The organism is Nitrosopumilus sp. Nsub (assembly GCF_001541925.1).
GTDB lineage: Archaea > Thermoproteota > Nitrososphaeria > Nitrososphaerales > Nitrosopumilaceae > Nitrosopumilus.
Window position 1 is genome coordinate 26,902 of record NZ_LQMW01000018.1, and the last position, 21,660, is coordinate 48,561.

Below are 21,660 nucleotides of genomic sequence, written 5' to 3' on the forward strand. Positions count from 1 at the left end.
TTACTCTCTCAATTTTACGAAATTGCCTTTTCCAAAATTTGAAGAAAGTTTTCTTTCATCAATCCATCCACAATCTGTACATTTAATGGCATCTGAAGATTTTGTAACAACTTTACCTCCACATTTTCTACATTTTGTAAATATAATTCCTAATTCTGGTTCATTCATTACTGCATGAATTGTTCCATTTAGATGAGCAACAATCTTCAAAGCTGCAATATCATTAACTAGTGCTACATTTCTTATTCTCATATTTCGTGTACCACAAATACATTCTACTTTTGAAGTAGTTGGATTTCCATTAATGTAATCAATTGTTACTGCAATCATTGATGACATTACAGCTGCAACTGTTCCGATAATTACATCGCCAACATTTGGAACTGATAGAAGTTTTGGATGTTTAATGTCAACTATGCGTGTTTCTTTATCCATATTTCTTTCTCCTACTGTAGCTGCTCTTACCATATCTCCATCATCAAAAGTGTTATTTCCCGCCTCATATTCCTCAATTGATGCTATTTTATCACCAGGAAAAACTGCATTATCTGACATAATCTAATTTTTCTTTTTATGATTATAATTGTTTATGGTACAAATATTTTGAAAAATCATATATCAGTAAATATCACAAAATAATCATGCGTGCCCTAGTCTATGATGAATATACTGAGAATGATGATTTTTCTAAAATCTTAAAAATAAAAAATTTACCTGAACCTAAACCCCGATCTGATGAAGTAGTTTTCAAAGTAATGGCAGCAGGCTTGAACTATGATGATATTTGGGGGATGAGAGGAAAACCATTAGCAATACCATTGCCTCATATTTCAGGAACCGATGCATCTGGAATTGTAACAGCAATTGGTGATGATGTAAAAAATATCAAAGTTGGTGATAGAGTAGTTTCTCATGGAAATATGTCATGCAGAGTTTGTAAAAGATGTACTGATGGACGAGAATATGATTGTAAAAAAAGAGCAATTTGGGGATTTGAAACTGGACCACTTTGGGGTGGGTATTGTGAATACACTCATTTACCTGAAGTCAATGTACTAAAAATTCCAGAAGGTGTATCATATGATGAAGCAGCAGCTGCATCAATGACATTACTAACTTCATGGCATATGTTAGTTGGTAGAGCAAAAATTCACCCAGGACAACTAGTATTGATAATGGGTGGAAGTTCTGGTATTGGAACTTTTGGAATTCAAATTGCAAAATTATTTGGTTGTACTGTAATTGCAACTGCAAGTCCCGAGAAATTAGATAAATGTCTAGAACTTGGAGCAGATTATGCAGTTGATCATCGAAAAGACGATTGGCATAAGGAAGTTAGATCAATAGCAAAAAAAATACCAAAACCTTTTGGTGATGTTCCAGGTGTTGATGTAATTTTTGAACACATTGGTGGTAATCATTGGAATAAAGAATTAACTTTGTTAAATTATGGTGGCACAATAATTACAACAGGTGCAACGACTGGGTATATGGCAAAAACCGATTTGCGTCATATTTTCTTTAAAGGACTTAATATTTTAGGCTCAACTCAAGGGACTAGATCTGAATTAGAAGAGTGTTTTTATTGGATTTCAAAAGGTAAGATCAAATCAATAATTGATTCTGTTTATACTTTGGAAAATGCTGTTGAAGCTCATAATAAAATGTTAAATGGAAAAGGACTTTTTGGAAAAATTTTGATAAAACCAAATTCAGATTAATTATGACTAATCCAAAAATAAATTCATTTTTAGATGAGGGCAATAGATTATTTTTACAAAAAAAATTTCAACAAGCAATTACGTTTTATGATAAAATATTAGATGAAGATCCTAAAAATATAAGCTCATTAAATAATAAAGGATACGCACTAAGTAAACTCAAAGATTTTACTAGTGCAATGAAATGTTATAAAATTGCATTAGAAATATCTCCTGATGATTTATCAGTACTTGTAAACGTCATCTCTTCGCATAGAAAACAAGGTGATTTAACTGAAGCATTATCTTTATGTGATAAAATTTTAAAAAATAACCCAAATTATAATGTCGTTTTATATCATAAGGAACGTATTTTATTTTCTTTAAAAAAATTCAATGAATCAATAATATGCTGTGATAAAATCTTAAAAGATTATCCAAATAATGGGGACGTGCTTTTTGATAAAGCATCCAGTCTCTCAATGTTATCAAATTTTGATGATGCATTAGAAGTGCTTGAACACACCATTTGTCAAAATATAAAATATAAAATAAAAGCAAAAAAATCAAAATCTTTTGAAAATTTATCTAAAAATACTAGATTTCAAAACTTAATTTCTCAATTATAACCAATGTGGAATTTCTAGATATTCATCAATGCTTTCTTTTCGAAGAACTTTCAAAAGTGCGTTTGCTTGAGGTGTTGATAAAACTGGTTTATCAAATTGATTATCTGTTGAAATTCTGGGACATGCAACTTGGATAAATGCATCAATTCCTCTAAGATTGTTTAATCTTTCATTTGTAATATCCGTTAATGCAAATAATTGAACTTTTTTACCTTCTTTTTCCAATTCTTTTTTAAATTTTAATCCAAATACTTTTGATAATTGTCCTTCTTTTAGTCCGATAATTATTCCAAATGAATTTGCTTCTGCTGCTTTGAAAATGGCAAGTGTTGCTTTCTTTTTTAGAGAGCGTGCAAATTCTGTCACTTCTCTTACTTCATTAAAATACGGATCTAGGACAAAAGTTGGTAGATTAGTTGATAATGCAATACCTGCTGCATGAAAATTACTTTGACCTAAAAATACATAGGCATCTACTTCTTTTTTTAATTCTGTTGCTGGATAAAATTCACAGCCAAATACCTGACCGTCGTTTAACTGTCCTTTGCCTTTTCCAATTTTAACATTAATTCCATTATTCATTAAAATTTTTTCAACTTTATCCATTTGATGTAGGTGTTGACTATCTGTAACAAGTGAAATCAATTTACCTTTTAACAATTTTGTACATTTTTCTGCAACACTGTCAAATTCAACATCATCAAACGCATCAATTAAAACCAAATTTTTTTCTAATGATTCTGTATTGATTGTATGGCCTATATTGAATTGAATATCTGCTCCTAATATTTTAGAACCTGTATTATTTAGATCACAAGTTCCCCATGTTGTATCTGCTAGAACATATGCTGGAATGTCAAATTTTTCTGTAATTTTCATAGCCATATCTTGGACTTGTGGCAACATTCCATCTGGACCGTTTAATGAAACTGAAGCTGGTTTTTTTTCTTCTATTTCTTTGAATATTCTTTTTTCATCAATTATTATCAATTTAGCTTCGAATACTGTGCTATTAATTTAAATCAATTGTAATTTTCAACAACTAAAAATGTATGAATTGCTTAGATAAATTGTGAATAAAAAATCTGTTTTAAATATTGGATTTGACGATACTGACTCTCCCACTGGAATGTGCACCACTTTTCTAGCCTACAAAATTGTTGATTTACTACAAAAACAAGAAACAGAATTTCTTGATTTTCCAAAACTAATCCGATTTAATCCTAACATTCCTTGGAAAACTCGAGGAAATGGAGCTGTTTCCTTAAAAATTAAGACTAATCAGCCTTCAAAAATAAAAAATCAAATCAAAAATTTGGTTTCAAAATATTCTGATACTGAAAATGGTGCTAATCCTGGTTTGGTATTTTTTGAAAGTGATTTAATTCCTTCTGAATTTACAAAGTTTAGTAATTTAGCTTTGTGGCAATTGATTAACAGAAATAATGCTAAAAAATTTGTTAAAAAAAACAATCTTGACTTTTATTATGAAGGAAACGGTCAGGGTTTAATCGGTGCAATCAGTGCAATTGGATATGATTTTAATGATCATACTTTGGAATTATTGAGTTATAGAAAAAAAAGAAGATTTGGGAAAAAAAGAATAATCTCTACAGACAGTGTAAAAAAAATGCAAGAAGAGACTTTTCCATATACATTCAACAGTTTTGATACAAAAAGAGGGCGAGTTTTAATTACGCCTCATGGACCTGATCCAGTTTTTTATGGAGTACGAGGAGAAAATGTAGATTCGTTAGTTACTGCTACACAAATTCTACAAAGTGATGAAAAGTTAGATGGATACATGATTTTTAAATCAAATCAAGGCACTGGTGATCATCTAAAAAATGAATTAAATTCTGAAACTATGAAACCATATGCTTCTGGAACTTTAATTGGAACTGTTTCTAATATTCCAAAAATAACAAAAGGAGGACATGTCTTTTTTACAATTAATTCTAAAAATAACGAATTTTGGTGCGCTGTGTATAAAGAAACAGGAATGTCTACAATTGCTTCAAATCTCATAATTGGTGATAAAATTTCAGTGGGAGGAGGAGTAAGAAAAGCATCAAAGAATTTTCCAAGAATAATTAATCTTGAATTTATCAAAATTATCTCTCTTAAAAAAAATCTATCAAAAACTAATCCTATTTGTAAAAAATGTAAGAAAAAAATGAAGTCAAAAGGTCGTAATCAGGGATTTCAATGTATCAAATGTGGTGCAAAAAATCTGAAAAAAACATCTTTAGAAATTCCAAGACAAATCAAAAAACAACTGTATATTCCTAAAATTTCTGCTCATAGACACCTAACTAGACCTTTACAGAGAACTGGAAAAACCAACAAAACTACAATATTTGATGCCTCACAATCTTGGTTTTGTGTTTATGAAAAGTAGTTTATTGTTTGACTTTAAATCCGGCTCAATGATTAACCATTTTTGATCCTTTTAGATCAAAATATTTTCTTTTTTGAAAACTTTGTTATTTTGCACATATTTCATTTAAAATGACTGTTTTTCTTATTTTGTAAATATTTCATTAAATTACTTACTTATTTATTTTATTTCATTATTTTTGATATTTAATACAAATTATTGATTATTTTTTAGTTTTTTTTAAATTATATTTTTCTGACAAAATATTCTGATTAAAAATATATTTATATATTATAACAGATATATTTACGTGTGTTTCTAGTGGAGAATTATTAAAATGAACTTGGATGACATTAAAAAATTTGGAGATCAATTAGATAAAGAAAATGACATATTTGCAGATAAATCAGCTCTTGACACTCTATCTACTGAACCACCAAAAAGTCTCAAAGGTCGAGAATCTGAATCAAGAGAATTTATGACTCATCTGTATGGTTTTAAAAAAGGCAAAGTGCCACCTTTGATTTCTGTATATGGGCGAAGTGGTGCAGGAAAATCTGCCATTATAAAATATGTGTGTGCAAATCTTGATTTTGTAAAACCGCTTTATGTCAATTTACGTGAAACAAAAACTGTTTTTGGAGCTGCCCAACTAATGTTACTTAACATTTCAAATGAACATGTAAAAAATTCTCAAGGTATTACAGTTGTAATGCGCCAACTACGAGAAGCATTAAAAAAATATTTTAAATCAAATGATTTGTTTGTATTAATTTTAGATGAGTTTGATTCTATATTCCATGATACTCGTGGTAGTCCATCTGATTTGATTTACAAACTAGTTGAGATACAAAGTGAACTATTACGATTTAAAAAACAAATCTGTATTGTAACAATTTCTAATAATGTATTATCTGATTATGATTTAGATGATAGGGTACGTTCTCGAATTGGTAATTCTGAGGTATTTTTCAAACCCTATGGGGAAGGTGAAATTTTAGAAATAATTAAGACAAGGGCCCAAATTGCATTGAATCGTCGTGTGTCTAATGATGTTTTAGAGTACATTGCACGTCTTTGTACCTTGGAGCATGGTGATGCAAGAAGAGCAGTTGATTTGTTAAGAATATGTGCTGAACTTGCAGGAAAAGATGATTCTGTAATTAAGAAAAAACATGTTGATGAAGCTACCAAATCACTGCAAGTAGACCGTATTGCACTATTTCTACAAACAACATCCCTACATGTTAAACTAATTTTACTTGCTTTGGCAAAACGTACGTATGGAACTGATGAGGAATGGCATGCTACTGCCGTTCTTTTTGATCGTTATCGTGAACTTGTACCTTCTGGTATTCACCCTGTAGAGTATAGGCGTTTTTCACAAATTCTAGTAGAAATTGAAAACTATGGCTTTATTTTCTCTCGTACTGGTTCAGGTGGTCGTCGTGGATACCATACAAAATTCCGACTTGATGTATCCCCTACTATAGTTGGTGAAACTATTAACAAAGAATGGTGGGACAAAAATGCTGTTCAACAAAAGGCTGGAGTTTCTAATGTAAATAAAATAATTAATGACGCAAAACATTCTACTACAATGCCTGGTTTGTTACGTAAACTAAAAGAACATCAAGAAGGAAAATGGTAAACTATTTTTAAAATATTTATTATTACGTTGTTTTTTTATTTTGATTCTTGTTTTATGATTAGTTTTTCATGAAATCAATTTTGTTATAGAATAGATTACTTGGTTTATTTTTTTTGAATCAATTTTACCAACTTGTTTTACTGCTAAATCTTTTTGTAGTGTAAATATATTGCCAATTTTTATTCTACTTTTTTTTGGAATTCTACCTTCTTTCATATCTTTATTTTCTAATAAAATAGAATTATTTTTGTTATTCAAATTTGATGTAATTCCACAACAAATAAAATCATTTGAGCCTTTGTTGTATGAAATATTTGAAATAACCAATACTGGTCGTAGTTTTGGTTTGCTCAAATCTGTAAATGGAAACGGTATTAGTACTATTGTACCTCTATCAAACTTTATTCCAGATTTCATCTTCTTTATTATCCCAAAGTTTTTTTGCAGTTTTTTCAGAAAATTTTATCAAATCTGATTCCATCTCTTTTTCAAGATTTGTTGCTTTTTGAATCAAAAGTTTTTTGTTCTTTGTAGCAAGTATGAGATTGTCTCCTTTTTTGATTCCCAATGACTTGCGAATTTCACGTGGAATTGAAATTTGACCCTTTTCTGAAACTTTGATTGTTTTTAGTATTGCTTCACTCATATATTATGTAAGAAATTTCTTACTTTTAAAATTTAATCATTAATGTCTCATTTTGTGCCTAAATTCACTTTACATAGTTTCCAAATTATCCCATTTTGTGTAAAATGGAATCATTATTTCCTATACTGTCTCATCTTCCAAGAAATAGAATCAAACCATAAACCATGTTCAATTTATCAGACTAGGCAAAGATTATTGGTATGCAGATTCTCCCATTAATGATCAGCACAGTTGGGAAGGATACCTATGGGCAGGATATGGAAATGCTAGAGAAATTGCAAATTTAGAGATCCGAAAAATGTTAAAAGAGATCAAACTTCATGGAAAAGAATTGCACTTAGAAACTGTTGATAAGATGTCTTTTTATATTTCAGAGAGAATAAGATTACTATGAGCCCAGAAGATGAGAAAATCACAGATGAGTTAATTGAGAAATATTCTGATCTACTAGATGAATTAGCACATGACGATTAATCAAAACCTCTACCACACTCCTAGTTTAGCTCGCAAAACCCTATAGCCATTACTTTGATTATTACATCATACATTCCAAATAATCCTTGAATGCTTTGTTATTTGATTTTGTGAAATGGTATCCTCATTTCTATATGTATTATTTGAGAAATCCATAAAAATATCACATACTATACTACATACTATATTTTCATAAATAAAAAGATATTTATAATTTTATAGTATGTGACCATTTGTGGTCATAATAGTAAATGAAAGAGGATTTTATTATTTGAGGCACAACATACAAGGTAAAGAAAAAAGAAAATATCTGGGAAAAACAATTCCAAAAAATATAGATAAACTAAAAAGAGAATTTTTACAGAAATTTTATTCTGATGAATGGAGTCCAAAAATTAAAAGTATTTTTAAGAATTATCAAAAAGAACTAAAAACATTACCTGCATCAATTCAACTACAAAATTTTGAGAGTTTTGGAATAACTTTTACTTATAACACACAACGAATGGAAGGATCCACTTTGACACAAGATGATACTAGAGGACTTTTAATTCATGGCATCACACCAAACAAAAAATCTCAAATTGACACAATAGAGACTCAAAGGCATTATGATTTATTTATGAAATTGATTAATGCTAAAAAATTAAAAACGATAACACAAGATGTTGTATTGTCCTGGCATGGTGAAATTTTTGAACAAACAAAAATCGGTGAGGCAGGAAGTATAAGAGCATATAGAGTAGGAATTAAAGGAAATGATGAGATAGAATTTGCAACAGTTCCACAAATTAAACCAAAATTAAAAAAATTATTTAATTGGTTAAACAAGTATGATGGGAAAATATCTCCTGTGGAATTGGCATGTATGGTACATTATGAGTTTGTATCAATTCATCCATTTGGTGATGGAAATGGTAGAGTATCAAGATTGTTGATGAATTATATCTTATTCAAATATAATTATCCGTTAATGCTTATCAAAAATCTCGATAAAAAAGGTTATTTCAAATCCCTTGAAAAGTCTAGTATGAAAAATGATTCCATGTATTTTCTAAAATGGTTCATGAAATATTATATAAAGTCAAATAAAAAATACATGTAAATTCTCACTCATTAGAAATTTACATTATGTAATTTTTTATCATAACCATACCCAATAGGATAACTGTCAAAGGAATTGACAAATGCTTCTGACATACTCTTTTGGTGAGAATTTCTTGGAATCAATTTAGTCATTTTTCTCCTCTTTTTCTTGTAAATACTCTAAAATGGTGTTCTGAGTAGTGCACTTTTTGATGAAAATTCATTTTGCTTTGACTTCTCTTGGATGTCTCTGTGTATGTTCTACTAGTCCTTTCATCTCCAGTGCGTCAAGCAGATAGTATATCTTGCTCTGAGGAACTCCTGCATCTTTCCACAATCTTCTAGTTTTGGTCATGGCAAAGTACATCTAAGTGCTTGATACATACCAATTATGATATTTTTATAATATTGCGATCAAATGTTTTGTGTTAATAATACACTGCATGTCAACTAATAATACAACTCAAATGCTTTATGATGTGTATGTTTTAGTACGATGTGATTTTTCAAATCATACATTTACAAATTTTATTTGATGAATTTTTTATAATTGGTTTGATTGTTTTATTTACTATTTTGGCAATACTAATACCTGTAATTTTTTATCTTATCCAAAAACGTACAATTATTCAACTAGAATCTACCCTAAACCCTGATGATACATTTAACCAAAAGATAAAACCCGAATTAACTAGAATCTCTCAAAGAATTGATACAGTTCGTGAAAGTTTTCCACACTTGGCAATGATTACTGATTTAAAATATGATTTTGAGATTTTAAAATCAAATTTGGAAGAAAATCAATCAAATCTCAAACTAGAGACTGCAAGTCAAATAAAGGCAATAACTCACACCACTCAAACTCAAATAAAATCTGACGTTGCACAATTTGCAAAAAATCAAATCACTCAAAATACTATTCACAGAGAAGAATTTGAAGAATTACGCACAAAAATTGACAATTACTTGAGTGATGATAATAATTTGTCACACATCAACATTCTAAATGAAATATTTGATTCAAAAAAACCTAGAACTCTAATGTGGCAATGTGATCTACTGGATTTGTTAAAACATGGAATTGCCCCTGAAATTTCACAAGAATTATTACACTCAAAGGCAATCCCATCTAGTGCATACGTGCCATTTTTAAAAAAATTACACTCAAAAGATATCATTGTACCATCTAATGTAATATCATATCAATTAGATGAGAATTATTGGTGGATATACAATTACACAAAAAATCCAGGAGAGCTAAAATCCATTTTAGATTCATCAATAATTAAAGAAAAACAATATCAAGACTATGTGTGCAAAAATCTATCTCAAATTGAATCTGATCTATCTTTGTTGCAATCTGAATATTCCTTAAACAGTGGCTCAATTGATTTTCTATGCCTTGATGGAACAGGAAATAATGTGGGATTGGAATTAAAATATCCTAAAGCCTCTAAAAGAGATTGTAGACAATTAGATGGCTACAAAAAAGAGTACCTTAGAACTAGTGCATCACTGAATTTTCGTGGAATTTTAGTGTCTCCTGAAATTTCTGATGATGTAAAAAATGAACTAATACAATACGGATTGGAGTATTGTGAATTATCTATAGATTCTATCAATAAATGATTTCAAGTTTTTTTAAAAGTTAATTTTCTTGCAGAACTATTGAATTTTTATTATTTTATTTAACAAATTTTTCTTTTTTGGATGTTCAAACCCAATCTCGTTTTTGAATTTATCAAGATCTTTTCTTGAAATTACACGATACCAACTATTATCACAGTTAGGATTTGTAATTCTTGAAGGTACATTAATTGTATGCATTAGTTGTCTAGTTTGAACTAATCCTCCATTGTTCATACTTTTAACTCTCACAACAAAATTTGTTTTGTCTACTGTTCCTTTATCATCAAAAAATATTCAATCGAAATTTTTTAACTTTTTTTTGTAGATTTGATGATTTTTTTAATACACCAACTTGTGTATTCTTTCCGCCTAATTCTATGATTCTTAAATAAACTCTTTTTGATTTGAACACCATAACTGTGGTTTTTTCGTACTTTGATATGATAAATTTCTAAAATATCTGTTGAAAAATCTCTTAATAATTTCTCATTTGTATTACAATAACCTATTTGGCATCTTTTTCTGTCTTGATGATATTTTCTACCTTGAACAATTTGCAAGCAATTCTTTTCAATATGACTAATCCATACGAACATACATGTGCGGCTATTTTAGCTTCTTTTGGACTTATTACATTCATCATTCTTATTTAAAAAAGATAAAGATAGCGGGGAATAGATTTGAACTATTGAACTGCGGGTTATGAGCCCGCCGGGATGACCTGGCTTCCCCACCCCGCTGATCGATAAAAGATGATTTGCTGTATATACGCTTTGTCAAATTTTTAAAGTAATTAATAGGATTTTAGAAGATGATTTCCTGTGAACAAAAAAATCCAAATCGCTGCAATTAGTGGTGCTATTTTATTTTCAATATTTGTTTTAACTTCTCCAGATAATGAAACATCAATTCCATTACCAAAACCCAATTTGTATTCCGAAAATGACTCTGTAATGATTCTAGCTGAAAATCTTGATAAGCCACGCGCAATAGCTGTTTATGATAATAGAATTTTTGTAACTGAAAAAGATGGTGCAATTAGAGTAATTGAAAATGATCAATTATTAGAATCACCTTTAGCAACATTTCGTACACCTAATGTATTTGATGGAGGACTATTAGGTATTGCAGTACATCCAAATTTTTCTGATAATAATTTTCTCTATGTTTTTCTGACATATGAAGAAAATGGAAATTTGTGGAATAAAGTATTGAGAATTACTGAAGAAAATAACAAATTAAAAGATGTTGAAACAATTATCGATAAAATTCCTGGTTCTTCTTTCTATAATGGTGGCTTTCTAAAATTTGGACCTGATGGAAAATTATATGTTGGAACAGGTACCGTATCTGATGACTCCCATTTACCCCAAGATGTTAATTCTTTAGCAGGAAAAATTTTAAGATTAAATGATGATGGTACAATTCCAAGCGATAACCCATTTCCAAATTCACCCGTTTATTCACTAGGACATAGACATACACAAGGAATGACTTGGGATGATCAAAATAATTTGTATGTGGCAGAATTTGGACCTGAGAAAAATGATGAAATAAATTTAATTAAATCTGGAAAAAATTATGGATGGCCAGAACAACAATGTTCTGGAAGTGATGATTTTGAAAATGCAATATTGTGTTATGATCCCAGTATAGAGCCTGGAGGAATTTTATTTTATTCTGGAGACAAGATAAATTTTGAATCAAAATTCATTATGGCTTCTATGCGAGCCTCAAATCTTTATCAAGTTGATTTTGAAGAAGGATTAAGCTCCCAAAAATCAATTCTTAGTGGAAATGGAAGAATTCGTGATGTAGTTGCAGGCTCTGATGGTAGTATCTATGTTATTACTTCAAATACTGACGGGAAAGGTTTTCCAGATAGATTGGATGATAAATTATTGAGGATATTGAAATAAAATGGCTGATTCATCTATTTCCAAATTTTTTGAAAAATCTAGAAAAGACAGATTGGACATAATTGGAAATTTTGCAAATCTTTCTGAAGAGGAATTAAACACATTAGAAAACGTGAATGGTGGAATCTCTTTTGATAAAGCTGACAAAATGATTGAAAATGCAATTGGAACTTTTTCCTTACCTTTGGGTATTGCAACAAATTTTAAAATTAATAACAAAGACTATGTGGTTCCTATGGTAATTGAAGAGCCTTCTGTAATTGCAGCTGCATCAAAAGGTGCTAAAGTTGCACGAATCAAAGGAGGATTTGAAGTAACTGCAGATGAATCTTACAGTATTGGCCAAATCCAAATTTTAAACACAGATACAAATGTTGCAATTAAAAAAATCCATGAACAAACTAATGAAATTTTAGAATTAGCAAATTCAAAGAGTAATACCTTATCAAAAATGAATAAAGGAGCAAAAGAAATTACCTGTAAAGAAATTGATACGCCAGCTGGATCTATGTTGATTGTAGAATTATTAATTGACGTTGGAGATGCAATGGGTGCAAATGTAACAAATACAATGTGCGAAGCTGTATCGCCTCTTTTAGAAAAAATTACAGGAGGAAAAGCATTATTGAGAATTTTATCAAATTACTCCACTAGACGTATGGTAAAAGCAAAAGCCATTTTTGAAAAAGAATCTGTTGGAGGTGAGGCTGTTGTAGATAATATTATTTTGGCATTTGAATTTGCAGACAATGATGTCTATCGTGCAGTTACTCATAATAAAGGAATAATGAATGGAATTATTTCTGTTGCAAATGCTGTGGGTCAAGATAGTAGGGCAATTGAAGCTGCTGCAAACGCATATGCTGCAATTTCAGGAAAATATCGTTCATTAAGTAAATGGAGTAAAGATGATGATGGCAATTTAGTAGGAATTCTAGAAATTCCTTTATCTGTTGGAATTGTTGGAGGAATTGCAAATGTACATCCAGTAGCAAAAATATGTGCAAAAATACTCAATGTAGAATCTGCTCAAGAACTTGCATGTGTAATGACTGCAACAGGATTGGCACAAAATTACAGTGCAATTAGAGCACTTTCTACTGAAGGAATCCAAAAGGGACACATGAGATTACATGCACGAAATCTAGCAGCAGCAGCAGGTGCTACTCCTGATCAAATTGATCAAATTGTTGAAAAAATGGTTCAAGCTAATTCAATTTCACTTGATAAAGCTAAAGAATTGCTTCATCAAATTTAAACATCCTATTATATAGCTAAAAAGTGAAAACTAATGAAAATGTCTGATGTGAAATTTGCAATTCCTAAAGGAAGTTTGGAAGATGCTACATTCAAGCTTCTTGAAAAGTCTTGGACAAAAGTAAATAGAAAAAGTAGAACTTATCGTGTCTATCTAGATGATCCCACAATTATTATGAAAATGCTGCGTCCACAAGAAATCCCAACTTTGGTTTCTGAAGGGTTGTATGATGTTGGAATAACTGGAAAAGATTGGGTTGGTGAAACAAATTCTGATGTTGAACCTATTCTTGATTTAGAATATGGAAAAATAAGACTTGTAATTGCATTTCCCGATAAATACAGTTACAAAAACCTCGATTCTATGATTGCTGATTACGGCAAAAAGAAAAAAACACTAAGAATATCTTCTGAATATTTGACAACAGCTTCAAAATTTATCAAAAGTTTAAAATCATATCAAAAATATTATGGAAAAAAAGATCCACTAATTGTTACACCTTGGATGAGATTGGGAAATAACAAAGACGTTCAAATTCATTTATCATTTGGAGCAACTGAAGCAAAACCTCCAGAGGATGTAGATGCAATTATGGATGTAACTGAAACTGGAACAACTCTAAAACAAAATAAATTAAAAATTGTTGATGAGGTATTGACTTCTACTGCACATTTGATAATTAACAAAAAATCATTAAAAGATCCAAAAAAACGCGAAAAGATTTTTGATATTATTACATTAATGAGAGGTGCAGTAAATGGAAGAAAATATTTGCACATCTATCTTAATGTTGAAGAAAAAAATCTGAAAAAGCTTTTATCCCAAATGCCTTCTCTAAAGAGACCTACTATTAGTCCTCTTAGTGAAGACGGTTGGTTTGGAGTAAATACTGTAATTAAAAAAGAAGAATTTCACAAACTTGTTCCTAAACTAAGAAAAATTGCTCAGGGACTAGTTGTACATGAACCTCGTCAAATATTAGAACTCGAAGAAATAAAACGCGACGAAGAAAATTGATGAAAATCCATAAAGTGACAAATGTTGAACAATTTGTTGCAAAAATCGTTCCTAAACAGGCTCAAAAAAATAAAGCAATAGTTGAAACTATAATAAAAAATGTTCAGAAAAACGGTGACTCCTCAGTAAAAAAATATGAAAAAAAATTCACCGGAGCTACTATTTCTAATCTAAAAGTTTCAAAGGCTGAAATTAAAAACGCATATTCAAAAGTAACAAAAAATGAAATCACTGCAATAAAACTATCAAAAACTAGAGTTCAGAAAACTGAATCTATTGTAAAAAATATTTTCAAAGACAAAAAAATTAATCAAGATGGAATTCAAATATTAAAAAAATTTATTCCAATTCAAAGTACTGGTTGCTATATTCCCGGTGGACTTGCAAGATATCCAAGCTCTGTAATTATGTCTGTTATTCCTGCAAAAGTTGCTGGAGTTAAAAGAATTGTAGTTGTATCTCCTCCAAATTCTAATGGAAAAATTGATCCACTAACAATTGTTGCTGCAGATATTTGTGGTGCTACTGAAATCTATAAGACAGGTGGAGTACAGGCAATTGCTGCATTATCTTTTGGTACTAAATCAATTTCTAAAGTCGATAAGATTGTTGGACCTGGAGGTGCATTTGTTACATTAGCAAAATCATCTGTTAGTGAAAACACTGGAATTGATATGCTTGCAGGTCCTACTGAACTAGGAATTATTGCAGATAATTCAGCTAATCCTGAATACATAGCACTTGACTTGATCTCGCAAGCAGAACATAGTAGTGACACTTTTTGTTATTTAATTACAAATTCTGATAAAACTGCAAAACTTGTTAATCATAAAATTTCAAAATTATTGCCAACTATTCAACGACAAGATTTAGTAAAATCTAGTTTATCTAAAAATGGATTTATTGCAGTCTGTAAAAATAATTCTGACATGATAAATTTAATAAATAATCTGGCTCCTGAACACCTACAAATCATGACTAAAAATGCAAAATCCCTTTCTTCAAAAATCACTTCTTCTGGATTAGTTTTACTAGGTGATTATTCGCCTTCTTCTGCTAGTGATTATTTACTAGGTTCAAATCACATACTTCCTACAAATGGATTTGGAAAAATTCGTGGTTCACTATCTGTAATTGATTTTATTAAAATTAATACCGAAGTAATTGCATCAAAGACCTCATTATCAAAAATTTCAAAACATCTTGACACATTAACTTCTGCTGAAGGATTACCTAATCATTATCAGGCTGTAAGAGGTAGATTGTGATGAAGAAAAACTGGTTTGATTCTAAAGTAAAAGAATTTTCTTCTATTGGTGGATATCAAAAACCAGAATTAAATGAAAACTCTCTAAAACTTGATTCAAATGAAAATTATGTGTTATCAAAACAATTTCAAAATGATATTGTATCAGGCGCTAGAAAAAATTCTGATGTAAGAGAATACCCTCTTGGTGGAGTGGAGAAATTAATTCAAATGATTTCCAAGTTTGTAAAAGTACCTTCATCTATGATTGGGATTGGAAATGGTTCTGACCAAATTTTAGATTTAATTTTATCAAATTTTGCATCAAAACAAACTAAGGTTCTTACATCAAATCCAACTTTTGGTTTTTTTGAACAACGATGTAAATTATATTCAATTCCACTAATCAGAATTCCGTTTTCTGATGATATGAAATTAGATATTGATCAATTTCTTAAAGAATCAAAAAATGCTGATATCTTATATCTGGATTCTCCAAATAATCCCACAGGTTTTCAATTTTCTAAGACAGAGATAAAAAAATTAATCAGATCCTTTGAAGGTTTGATAATTATTGATGAAGCATATGGTGAATTTTCTGATTATTCCCTTTCTAGTTTAGTCAAAACCCAAAATAATTTAATCGTGGTTAGAACACTGTCAAAATCTTTTGGAATGGCAGGACTTCGTTTAGGTTATTTTGTTGCAAACAAAAAATTTACTGATGCGTTTTTGAATGTTTTACAATATCCGTATCCGCTCAGTACAATAACAATTGAATCTGGAATTTTAGCCTTAGAAAAAGTAAATTTGATGGAAAATGCAGTAAAAATCATCAAAACTGAGAGGCAAAGAATAATTGAAACATTGCAAAAATTTGATGCTTTTGAAGTCTTTGATTCCAAGGCTAATTTTGTACTATTTGATGCACATAGTTCCTATAAGCGAGTATATTCGGCATTATCTGAACAAGGAATTTCTATTAGAAAACTGGGTAAAATAGGAAATCATGATGGATGTCTTAGAGTTACAATTGGAACAAAAGAAATGAATTCAAAATTCTTGTTGGCTATTCGTGATTATTTGGGATGACTTTAACACAAAAATCAAAAGGCATCTATGTTGATGATTCATTTGATTCTACTACGTTTGATAGTATAGTTTTTGATTGTGATGGAGTATTAGTTGATATTACAAATTCTTATGATCAAACAATAGTTAAAACAACAAAATATGTTTTAGAAACTTTAGCAAAAATCAATGACTCAATTAAAATAGATTTTAAAATTATTGATGGTTTTAAATCAACTGGAGGTTTTAATGATGAAGTTGATTTGACTTATGCTGCAATTCTTTCAATTGTTGCTGCAAAAAAATTAAACAAAGATCAAACTGAATTCATTAACCTGGTAATAAAAAATTCTGATTCAACAGGTATCAAATCTGTTGAAAATTTCTTAAAAAATCAAACTGACATATCTGAAATAATTAAACAATTGTCTTATCCTGGTTCACATAAGGACAATATTTTATATCAAATATTTGATCAATTATTTTATGGACCAGAACTATATTCAAAATTATTTAATACTAAATCAAAATTTTCTGAACCAGGTTTAATTGAAAATGATATTGTAATTTTTAATAATCATTTATCTGATAAATTGGAAAATAAATTTCACAAAAAAATTTCTATGGTCACTGGACGAGGTAAAGAATCCGTTAAATATTCGTTAAAAAATTTGCTTGATAAATTTGATCTAAAAAATTCAATGTTTTTAGAAGATGAACCAAGAGATCTTGCCAAACCTAATCCTCAATCCCTTGTGACCTCTATTACTGGGATGAACAGTACATCTTGTTTGTATGTGGGTGACTCTATGGAGGATTTTATTATGGCTAAAAAAGCGACAATTCTGGGCAATAAGACAACTTTTTGTGGAATAATTGGAACTAGTAAAAATCCTGAGGAAAAATTACAATTATTTGAGCAAAATGAGGCTATTCTTGTCATTGACTCCATTGATTTACTACCAAAGGTATTAAATTTAGAATAAATCTATCAGATAATCTGTGAAAAATATGGCTCAAAGAAAAGCATCAGTTAATCGAAGTACAAAAGAAACTACTATTTCTGTATCTGTAAATCTTGATGGACAAGGAAAAACTAGTATCAAAACTGGAATTAATTTTGTTGATCACTTGATAACATCATTTGGAAAACACGGTATGATGGATCTTAAAGTAAATGCAAAATCTAATGATGGTATTGAACACCACTTAATTGAAGATACTGCAATTACAATTGGTCAGGCAATTGATAAGGCATTAGGTTCTAGAAAAGGAATTACTAGGTTTAGCTATGCTTCTGTTCCTATGGATGAATCTTTAGCTGAAGCATCTATTGATCTTGTAAAACGACCTTTTTCAAAATTGACTCTATCAATTAAACGAAGTAAAATTGAAAATGTATCTAAAGAAGACTTGGAACACTTTTTCCAATCACTGCTTCAAAATTTGAATAGCTGTATTCACCTTACTGTAAAGTATGGAGATAATGATCACCACAAAGTTGAATCTGCAATCAAATCTTTGGCTGTAGCATTTAGATCTGCATCATCCTTTGATAAAAAACAAAAAGGAATTCCAAGTACAAAAGGTTCAATGTGATGGTAAATTTAGCAATCTTTGATTATGGCGCTGGAAATATTTTCAGCCTAAAAAATAGTCTAGAACAAGCTGGTGCATCAGTTGATGTGATCACTTCTTTTGATAAACCAAATGTTTATTCAGGATTGTTGTTACCTGGTGTTGGAAATTTTGATCCTGCAATAAAGAGCATTAATGAAAATTCAAAAACTAAATTTCATGATTATGTAAAAGAGGATACTCCTGTTTTAGGCATATGTTTAGGTATGGAAATGTTTTTTGAAAAAAGTGAAGAAGGGATTGAAAAAGGATTTAATGTAATTGATGGTGAAATAGTCGTTTTACCCTCTACAATGAAAGTTCCTCACATGGGATGGAATAATTTAGAGATTAAAAAATCTGGAACTATTTTAGAAGGTGTTGATGATGGTTCATGGGTTTATTTTGTTCACTCTTATCGTGCAAAGCCTAAATTTGATGATGTAATAACTGCTGAATCTGATTATGGTGTTAAAGTTCCAGCAGTTGTTGAAAAAAATAATTTCTTTGGAACTCAATTTCATCCTGAAAAATCAGGAGATGTTGGAAAAATAATGATACAAAATTTTCTAAATGTGTGTAAAAAATGAAAGTTATTCCAGCTATTGATTTAATGAATGGGCAAGTTGTTAGACTCTACAAAGGTGATCCAAATCAAAAAACCGTTTACAGTGATGATCCTATATCTATTGCTAAACAATGGGAAGATGCTGGTGCAGACTTGATTCATTTAGTTGATTTAGATGCTACTTTGGGACTGGGAACAAATTTTGAATTGATTAAAAAAATTGTTTCTTCAGTATCAATTCCAGTAGAAATAGCAGGTGGCTTGCGTTCTGAATCATTAATTCTTGAAGCTTTAGAGATTGTTAATAGAGTTGTAATTGGAACTTTAGCGTTTAAGGAGCCTGAATTATTACAAAATTTACTTACCAAACTAGGACCTGAAAAAATTGTAATCTCAGTTGATCACAAAGATGGTATTATTGTTACACATGGATGGCAAAGTAATACTGATATTTCATTAATTGATTCTATGAAGGAATTTTTACACGTTGGCTTTACAGAATTTCTTTTAACTAATGTTAATCGTGATGGTACTTTGGAGGGTCCTGATCTGGAATTTCTAGAAGAGGCATGCAGTTTAGAAAAGGCAAATGTGATTGCAAGTGGTGGAATTTCAAACATTGATGATATTCCTAAAGTAAAACAAAAAAATGCCTGGGGTGTAATTTTGGGAAAAGCACTATACGAAAATAAAATTAGTATCAAGGAGACAAAGAAATTATCATGACATTAACTAAGAGAATTATTCCATGTTTGGATGTAAAAAATGGTAGAGTCGTTAAAGGCCTAAATTTTGAATCCATAAAAGATGCTGGAGATCCTGTGGAATTAGCTGCTAAATATAGTAATGAGGGTGCAGATGAATTAGTATTTCTTGATATTACAGCTTCTAATGAACAACGAGAAACAATAAAGGAATTGGTACGAAAGGTTGCTTCTGTGATTAATATTCCATTTACTGTGGGTGGTGGTGTAAAATCAGTTGATGATGCACGAAATATTTTACTTAATGGTGCAGACAAAGTTGGAATTAACACTGGTGCAATAAATAATCCTACAGTAATTACAGAATTGGCAGATCTCTTTGGCAGACAATGTGTAGTTGTCGCAATTGATGCTAAACGAAACTATTTGACAAAACCTGGTGTTACTCTGTTTGATGAAGGTAATGGAAAATTTTGGTTTGAGGTGTTTATTTTTGGTGGCAAAAAGGGAACTGGACTTGATGCCATTTCATGGGCAAAAAAAGCAGATTCTTTGGGAGCAGGTGAAATTTTACTTACTAGCATTGATGCTGATGGAACTAAAAATGGATATGACATCACCTTGACAAAAGCAGTAGTTGATTCAGTTTCTATTCCAGTAATTGCTTCAGGTGGTTGTGGTGAGTCATCTCACATGGTAGATATCTTTGAAAAGTCAGATGTAGATGCAGCTCTTGCAGCTACTATTTTTCATTACAATACACATGGCGTAAACGGTGTGAAAAAAGATTTAAGGGAAAAATTCATTTCTGTAAGATTGTAATTTTAAAAATCTAATACTGTAAAATATTATATCATAGTACACCTTAGTATATTGTATTATGAGCACAATGAAAATTTCACATGAAACAAAACAACAGATTAGTAATTTTAGAAATTATCCAAAAGAGCCATTGGAACAAGTGGTAAAACGAATGATAGAAACATACGAGGATGATCTGATTTTGACTGATGATGATGTTAAAGGAATTCAAAAAAGCTTAGATGATCTTAAAGAGGGTAGAGTATATCATCATGAACAAATTAAAAAAGAACTTGGATTGTAAATGTGGGAAATAATTTGGACTGCTGAGGCAAGAAAAAATATCAAAAAAATTGACAAAAAAAATCAAAAAAGAATTTTATTGTTACTTGATGAATGTATGGAAGATCCAATGACTAGAACGTCTCAATTGACAAACAGTTCCTATAGACGATTAAAGGTAGGTGATTATAGAGTAATAATGAATTTAATAAAAAATAAAATGATCATTAACATAATTCGTGTGAGACATAGAAAAAATTCTTATAAATTTTAAATCTTGTAAAAATAGAGTATACTTTTAATCTTAATGTATTTTTAATCAAACAAAATACTTCATCGCAGCTGTTATAATACATATCCTCAAAATACATTTTATGAACAAATCTATTGATGAAATTGATTTTGAAAAAAGTGGTGGAATTGTACCTGTAATTGTTCAAGATGCAAATACAAAAGATGTTTTAACCCTTGCTTATTCAAATAAGGAATCCTTAGAACTTGCAAAAAAAACTGGCAAATCATGGTTTTGGAGTCGTTCAAGAAATAAGCTCTGGATGAAAGGTGAAGAATCTGGTAACACTCAAGAAATTAAAGAAATTTTAGTTGATTGTGATTTTGATGCAATAATCTATCTAGTTGAACCGTCAGGTCCAGCTTGTCACACTGGTGAAAAGATTTGTTTTCATCATGAATTAAAATAATTTAGCAGACTGGTTCAAATGTTCTTTCATCCCATGAAGCAGTTTGATTAACTATTTCAAAACTCATATCTGAATACTCTGTCCCAACAAATTGTACATTCCATGTACCTGTAAGTTCATTTACTGTACATATTTTTTTCAATTCTGAAAGTTTTGGTTCAAAATACAAATTAAATTTTTCTTTTGATTGTCCATCAAATTTCATTGAAATATACTTTGTCCAACCATCACCATTTTCCATAGGTCGGAAAAATATCATTTCTCCTTTTTCATCTTGAGGC

The 21,660-nt window shown here is 30.1% G+C and carries 26 protein-coding genes, 1 tRNA gene and 1 pseudogene; 19 read left to right on the forward strand and 9 right to left on the reverse strand.

The window, feature by feature from the left end; all coding sequences use genetic code 11:
- The gene (locus AW732_RS04555) at positions 1 to 555 is read right to left on the reverse strand and encodes an exosome complex RNA-binding protein Csl4 (RefSeq protein ID WP_067959180.1); all 555 of its coding nucleotides are present in this window, start codon (positions 553 to 555) and stop codon (positions 1 to 3) included.
- An 86-nt stretch (positions 556 to 641) separates the two neighbouring features.
- Here AW732_RS04555 and AW732_RS04560 point away from each other — a divergent pair, with 86 nt between their 5' ends.
- Both AW732_RS04560 and AW732_RS04565 read left to right on the forward strand, forming a co-directional pair.
- Positions 642 to 1,721: a zinc-binding dehydrogenase gene (locus AW732_RS04560; RefSeq protein WP_067959183.1), complete on the forward strand. Its 1,080-nt coding sequence runs from the start codon at positions 642 to 644 to the stop codon at positions 1,719 to 1,721.
- 2 nt (positions 1,722 to 1,723) lie between these two features.
- The gene (locus AW732_RS04565) at positions 1,724 to 2,329 is read left to right on the forward strand and encodes a tetratricopeptide repeat protein (RefSeq protein ID WP_067959185.1); all 606 of its coding nucleotides are present in this window, start codon (positions 1,724 to 1,726) and stop codon (positions 2,327 to 2,329) included.
- On the opposite strand, the gene dph2 is transcribed toward AW732_RS04565, so the two are convergent.
- A complete protein-coding gene (gene dph2 / locus AW732_RS04570; protein ID WP_067959188.1) occupies positions 2,324 to 3,319 on the reverse strand; it encodes a diphthamide biosynthesis enzyme Dph2 in 996 nt (331 codons plus the stop codon). The two genes, AW732_RS04565 and dph2, sit on opposite strands and share 6 nt — an antisense overlap.
- A gap of 82 nt (positions 3,320 to 3,401) precedes the next feature.
- On the opposite strand from dph2, the gene AW732_RS04575 reads away from it, so the two are divergent.
- Both AW732_RS04575 and AW732_RS04580 read left to right on the forward strand, forming a co-directional pair.
- A complete protein-coding gene (locus AW732_RS04575) occupies positions 3,402 to 4,730 on the forward strand; it encodes a tRNA(Ile)(2)-agmatinylcytidine synthase (RefSeq protein ID WP_067959190.1) in 1,329 nt (442 codons plus the stop codon).
- Positions 4,731 to 5,046: 316 nt separating this feature from the next.
- Entirely contained in the window at positions 5,047 to 6,360 is a 1,314-nt protein-coding gene (locus tag AW732_RS04580) for an AAA family ATPase (protein ID WP_067959193.1), read from the forward strand.
- A 66-nt stretch (positions 6,361 to 6,426) separates the two neighbouring features.
- Here the strand turns inward: AW732_RS04580 and AW732_RS04585 are convergent, their stop codons facing one another.
- Entirely contained in the window at positions 6,427 to 6,777 is a 351-nt protein-coding gene (locus tag AW732_RS04585) for a type II toxin-antitoxin system PemK/MazF family toxin (protein ID WP_067959197.1), read from the reverse strand.
- On the reverse strand, positions 6,755 to 7,006 hold the full coding sequence (locus tag AW732_RS04590) for an AbrB/MazE/SpoVT family DNA-binding domain-containing protein (RefSeq protein WP_067959200.1): 252 nt from the start codon (positions 7,004 to 7,006) through the stop codon (positions 6,755 to 6,757). The genes AW732_RS04585 and AW732_RS04590 overlap by 23 nt, the downstream gene beginning before the upstream one ends.
- A 709-nt stretch (positions 7,007 to 7,715) precedes the next feature.
- On the opposite strand from AW732_RS04590, the gene AW732_RS04595 reads away from it, so the two are divergent.
- Positions 7,716 to 8,585: a Fic family protein gene (locus AW732_RS04595; RefSeq protein ID WP_156416067.1), complete on the forward strand. Its 870-nt coding sequence runs from the start codon at positions 7,716 to 7,718 to the stop codon at positions 8,583 to 8,585.
- A gap of 11 nt (positions 8,586 to 8,596) precedes the next feature.
- Here AW732_RS04595 and AW732_RS08990 read toward each other — a convergent pair whose 3' ends face one another.
- Together AW732_RS08990 and AW732_RS08420 are read right to left on the reverse strand one after the other, a co-directional pair.
- A complete protein-coding gene (locus tag AW732_RS08990; RefSeq protein WP_256381642.1) occupies positions 8,597 to 8,719 on the reverse strand; it encodes a hypothetical protein in 123 nt (40 codons plus the stop codon).
- A gap of 67 nt (positions 8,720 to 8,786) precedes the next feature.
- Positions 8,787 to 8,921: a helix-turn-helix domain-containing protein gene (locus AW732_RS08420; protein WP_172790396.1), complete on the reverse strand. Its 135-nt coding sequence runs from the start codon at positions 8,919 to 8,921 to the stop codon at positions 8,787 to 8,789.
- Positions 8,922 to 9,142: 221 nt separating this feature from the next.
- Between AW732_RS08420 and AW732_RS04600 the strand changes: the two genes are divergently transcribed.
- A complete protein-coding gene (locus AW732_RS04600; protein WP_156416068.1) occupies positions 9,143 to 10,195 on the forward strand; it encodes an endonuclease NucS domain-containing protein in 1,053 nt (350 codons plus the stop codon).
- A gap of 36 nt (positions 10,196 to 10,231) precedes the next feature.
- Here AW732_RS04600 and AW732_RS04605 read toward each other — a convergent pair whose 3' ends face one another.
- The gene (locus AW732_RS04605; RefSeq protein ID WP_348625415.1) at positions 10,232 to 10,489 is read right to left on the reverse strand and encodes an LAGLIDADG family homing endonuclease; all 258 of its coding nucleotides are present in this window, start codon (positions 10,487 to 10,489) and stop codon (positions 10,232 to 10,234) included.
- Positions 10,490 to 10,860: 371 nt separating this feature from the next.
- Positions 10,861 to 10,935, reverse strand: a tRNA-Met gene (locus AW732_RS04610).
- A gap of 81 nt (positions 10,936 to 11,016) precedes the next feature.
- Between AW732_RS04610 and AW732_RS04615 the strand changes: the two genes are divergently transcribed.
- The 13 genes from AW732_RS04615 to hisI all read left to right on the forward strand — a co-directional run bounded on the left by AW732_RS04615 (position 11,017) and on the right by hisI (position 21,379).
- Positions 11,017 to 12,114 carry a PQQ-dependent sugar dehydrogenase gene (locus AW732_RS04615; RefSeq protein ID WP_067959211.1) on the forward strand — a complete coding sequence of 366 codons (1,098 nt, stop codon included), beginning with the start codon at positions 11,017 to 11,019 and terminating at the stop codon, positions 12,112 to 12,114.
- A 1-nt stretch (position 12,115) separates the two neighbouring features.
- Complete coding sequence (locus tag AW732_RS04620) at positions 12,116 to 13,372, forward strand: hydroxymethylglutaryl-CoA reductase, degradative (protein ID WP_067959214.1); 1,257 nt, start codon at positions 12,116 to 12,118, stop codon at positions 13,370 to 13,372.
- 39 nt (positions 13,373 to 13,411) lie between these two features.
- Complete coding sequence (gene hisG, locus AW732_RS04625; protein WP_067959247.1) at positions 13,412 to 14,389, forward strand: ATP phosphoribosyltransferase; 978 nt, start codon at positions 13,412 to 13,414, stop codon at positions 14,387 to 14,389.
- Complete coding sequence (hisD, locus tag AW732_RS04630) at positions 14,389 to 15,657, forward strand: histidinol dehydrogenase (protein ID WP_067959217.1); 1,269 nt, start codon at positions 14,389 to 14,391, stop codon at positions 15,655 to 15,657. The genes hisG and hisD overlap by 1 nt, the downstream gene beginning before the upstream one ends.
- Positions 15,657 to 16,727 (forward strand): histidinol-phosphate transaminase, encoded by a 1,071-nt coding sequence (gene hisC / locus AW732_RS04635; RefSeq protein ID WP_067959218.1) that lies wholly within the window; start codon positions 15,657 to 15,659, stop codon positions 16,725 to 16,727. Before hisD ends, hisC begins: the two co-directional genes overlap by 1 nt.
- The gene (locus AW732_RS04640; RefSeq protein WP_067959222.1) at positions 16,724 to 17,692 is read left to right on the forward strand and encodes an HAD-IA family hydrolase; all 969 of its coding nucleotides are present in this window, start codon (positions 16,724 to 16,726) and stop codon (positions 17,690 to 17,692) included. Before hisC ends, AW732_RS04640 begins: the two co-directional genes overlap by 4 nt.
- A 25-nt stretch (positions 17,693 to 17,717) precedes the next feature.
- Positions 17,718 to 18,305 carry an imidazoleglycerol-phosphate dehydratase gene (locus AW732_RS04645; RefSeq protein ID WP_067959225.1) on the forward strand — a complete coding sequence of 196 codons (588 nt, stop codon included), beginning with the start codon at positions 17,718 to 17,720 and terminating at the stop codon, positions 18,303 to 18,305.
- Entirely contained in the window at positions 18,305 to 18,913 is a 609-nt protein-coding gene (gene hisH, locus AW732_RS04650; protein WP_067959228.1) for an imidazole glycerol phosphate synthase subunit HisH, read from the forward strand. Before AW732_RS04645 ends, hisH begins: the two co-directional genes overlap by 1 nt.
- The gene (gene hisA, locus AW732_RS04655) at positions 18,910 to 19,617 is read left to right on the forward strand and encodes a 1-(5-phosphoribosyl)-5-[(5-phosphoribosylamino)methylideneamino]imidazole-4-carboxamide isomerase (RefSeq protein ID WP_067959231.1); all 708 of its coding nucleotides are present in this window, start codon (positions 18,910 to 18,912) and stop codon (positions 19,615 to 19,617) included. Before hisH ends, hisA begins: the two co-directional genes overlap by 4 nt.
- Positions 19,614 to 20,417, forward strand: coding sequence for an imidazole glycerol phosphate synthase subunit HisF (gene hisF / locus AW732_RS04660; RefSeq protein ID WP_067959233.1), 804 nt, complete (start codon positions 19,614 to 19,616; stop codon positions 20,415 to 20,417). The genes hisA and hisF overlap by 4 nt, the downstream gene beginning before the upstream one ends.
- A 58-nt stretch (positions 20,418 to 20,475) precedes the next feature.
- Complete coding sequence (locus tag AW732_RS04665; RefSeq protein ID WP_067959236.1) at positions 20,476 to 20,700, forward strand: hypothetical protein; 225 nt, start codon at positions 20,476 to 20,478, stop codon at positions 20,698 to 20,700.
- The gene (locus AW732_RS04670; RefSeq protein ID WP_067959239.1) at positions 20,701 to 20,952 is read left to right on the forward strand and encodes a type II toxin-antitoxin system RelE/ParE family toxin; all 252 of its coding nucleotides are present in this window, start codon (positions 20,701 to 20,703) and stop codon (positions 20,950 to 20,952) included.
- A 100-nt stretch (positions 20,953 to 21,052) separates the two neighbouring features.
- Entirely contained in the window at positions 21,053 to 21,379 is a 327-nt protein-coding gene (gene hisI, locus AW732_RS04675; protein WP_067959242.1) for a phosphoribosyl-AMP cyclohydrolase, read from the forward strand.
- Position 21,380: 1 nt separating this feature from the next.
- Here hisI and AW732_RS08735 read toward each other — a convergent pair.
- Positions 21,381 to 21,660, reverse strand: a pseudogene (locus AW732_RS08735) (hypothetical protein); the annotation flags it as partial.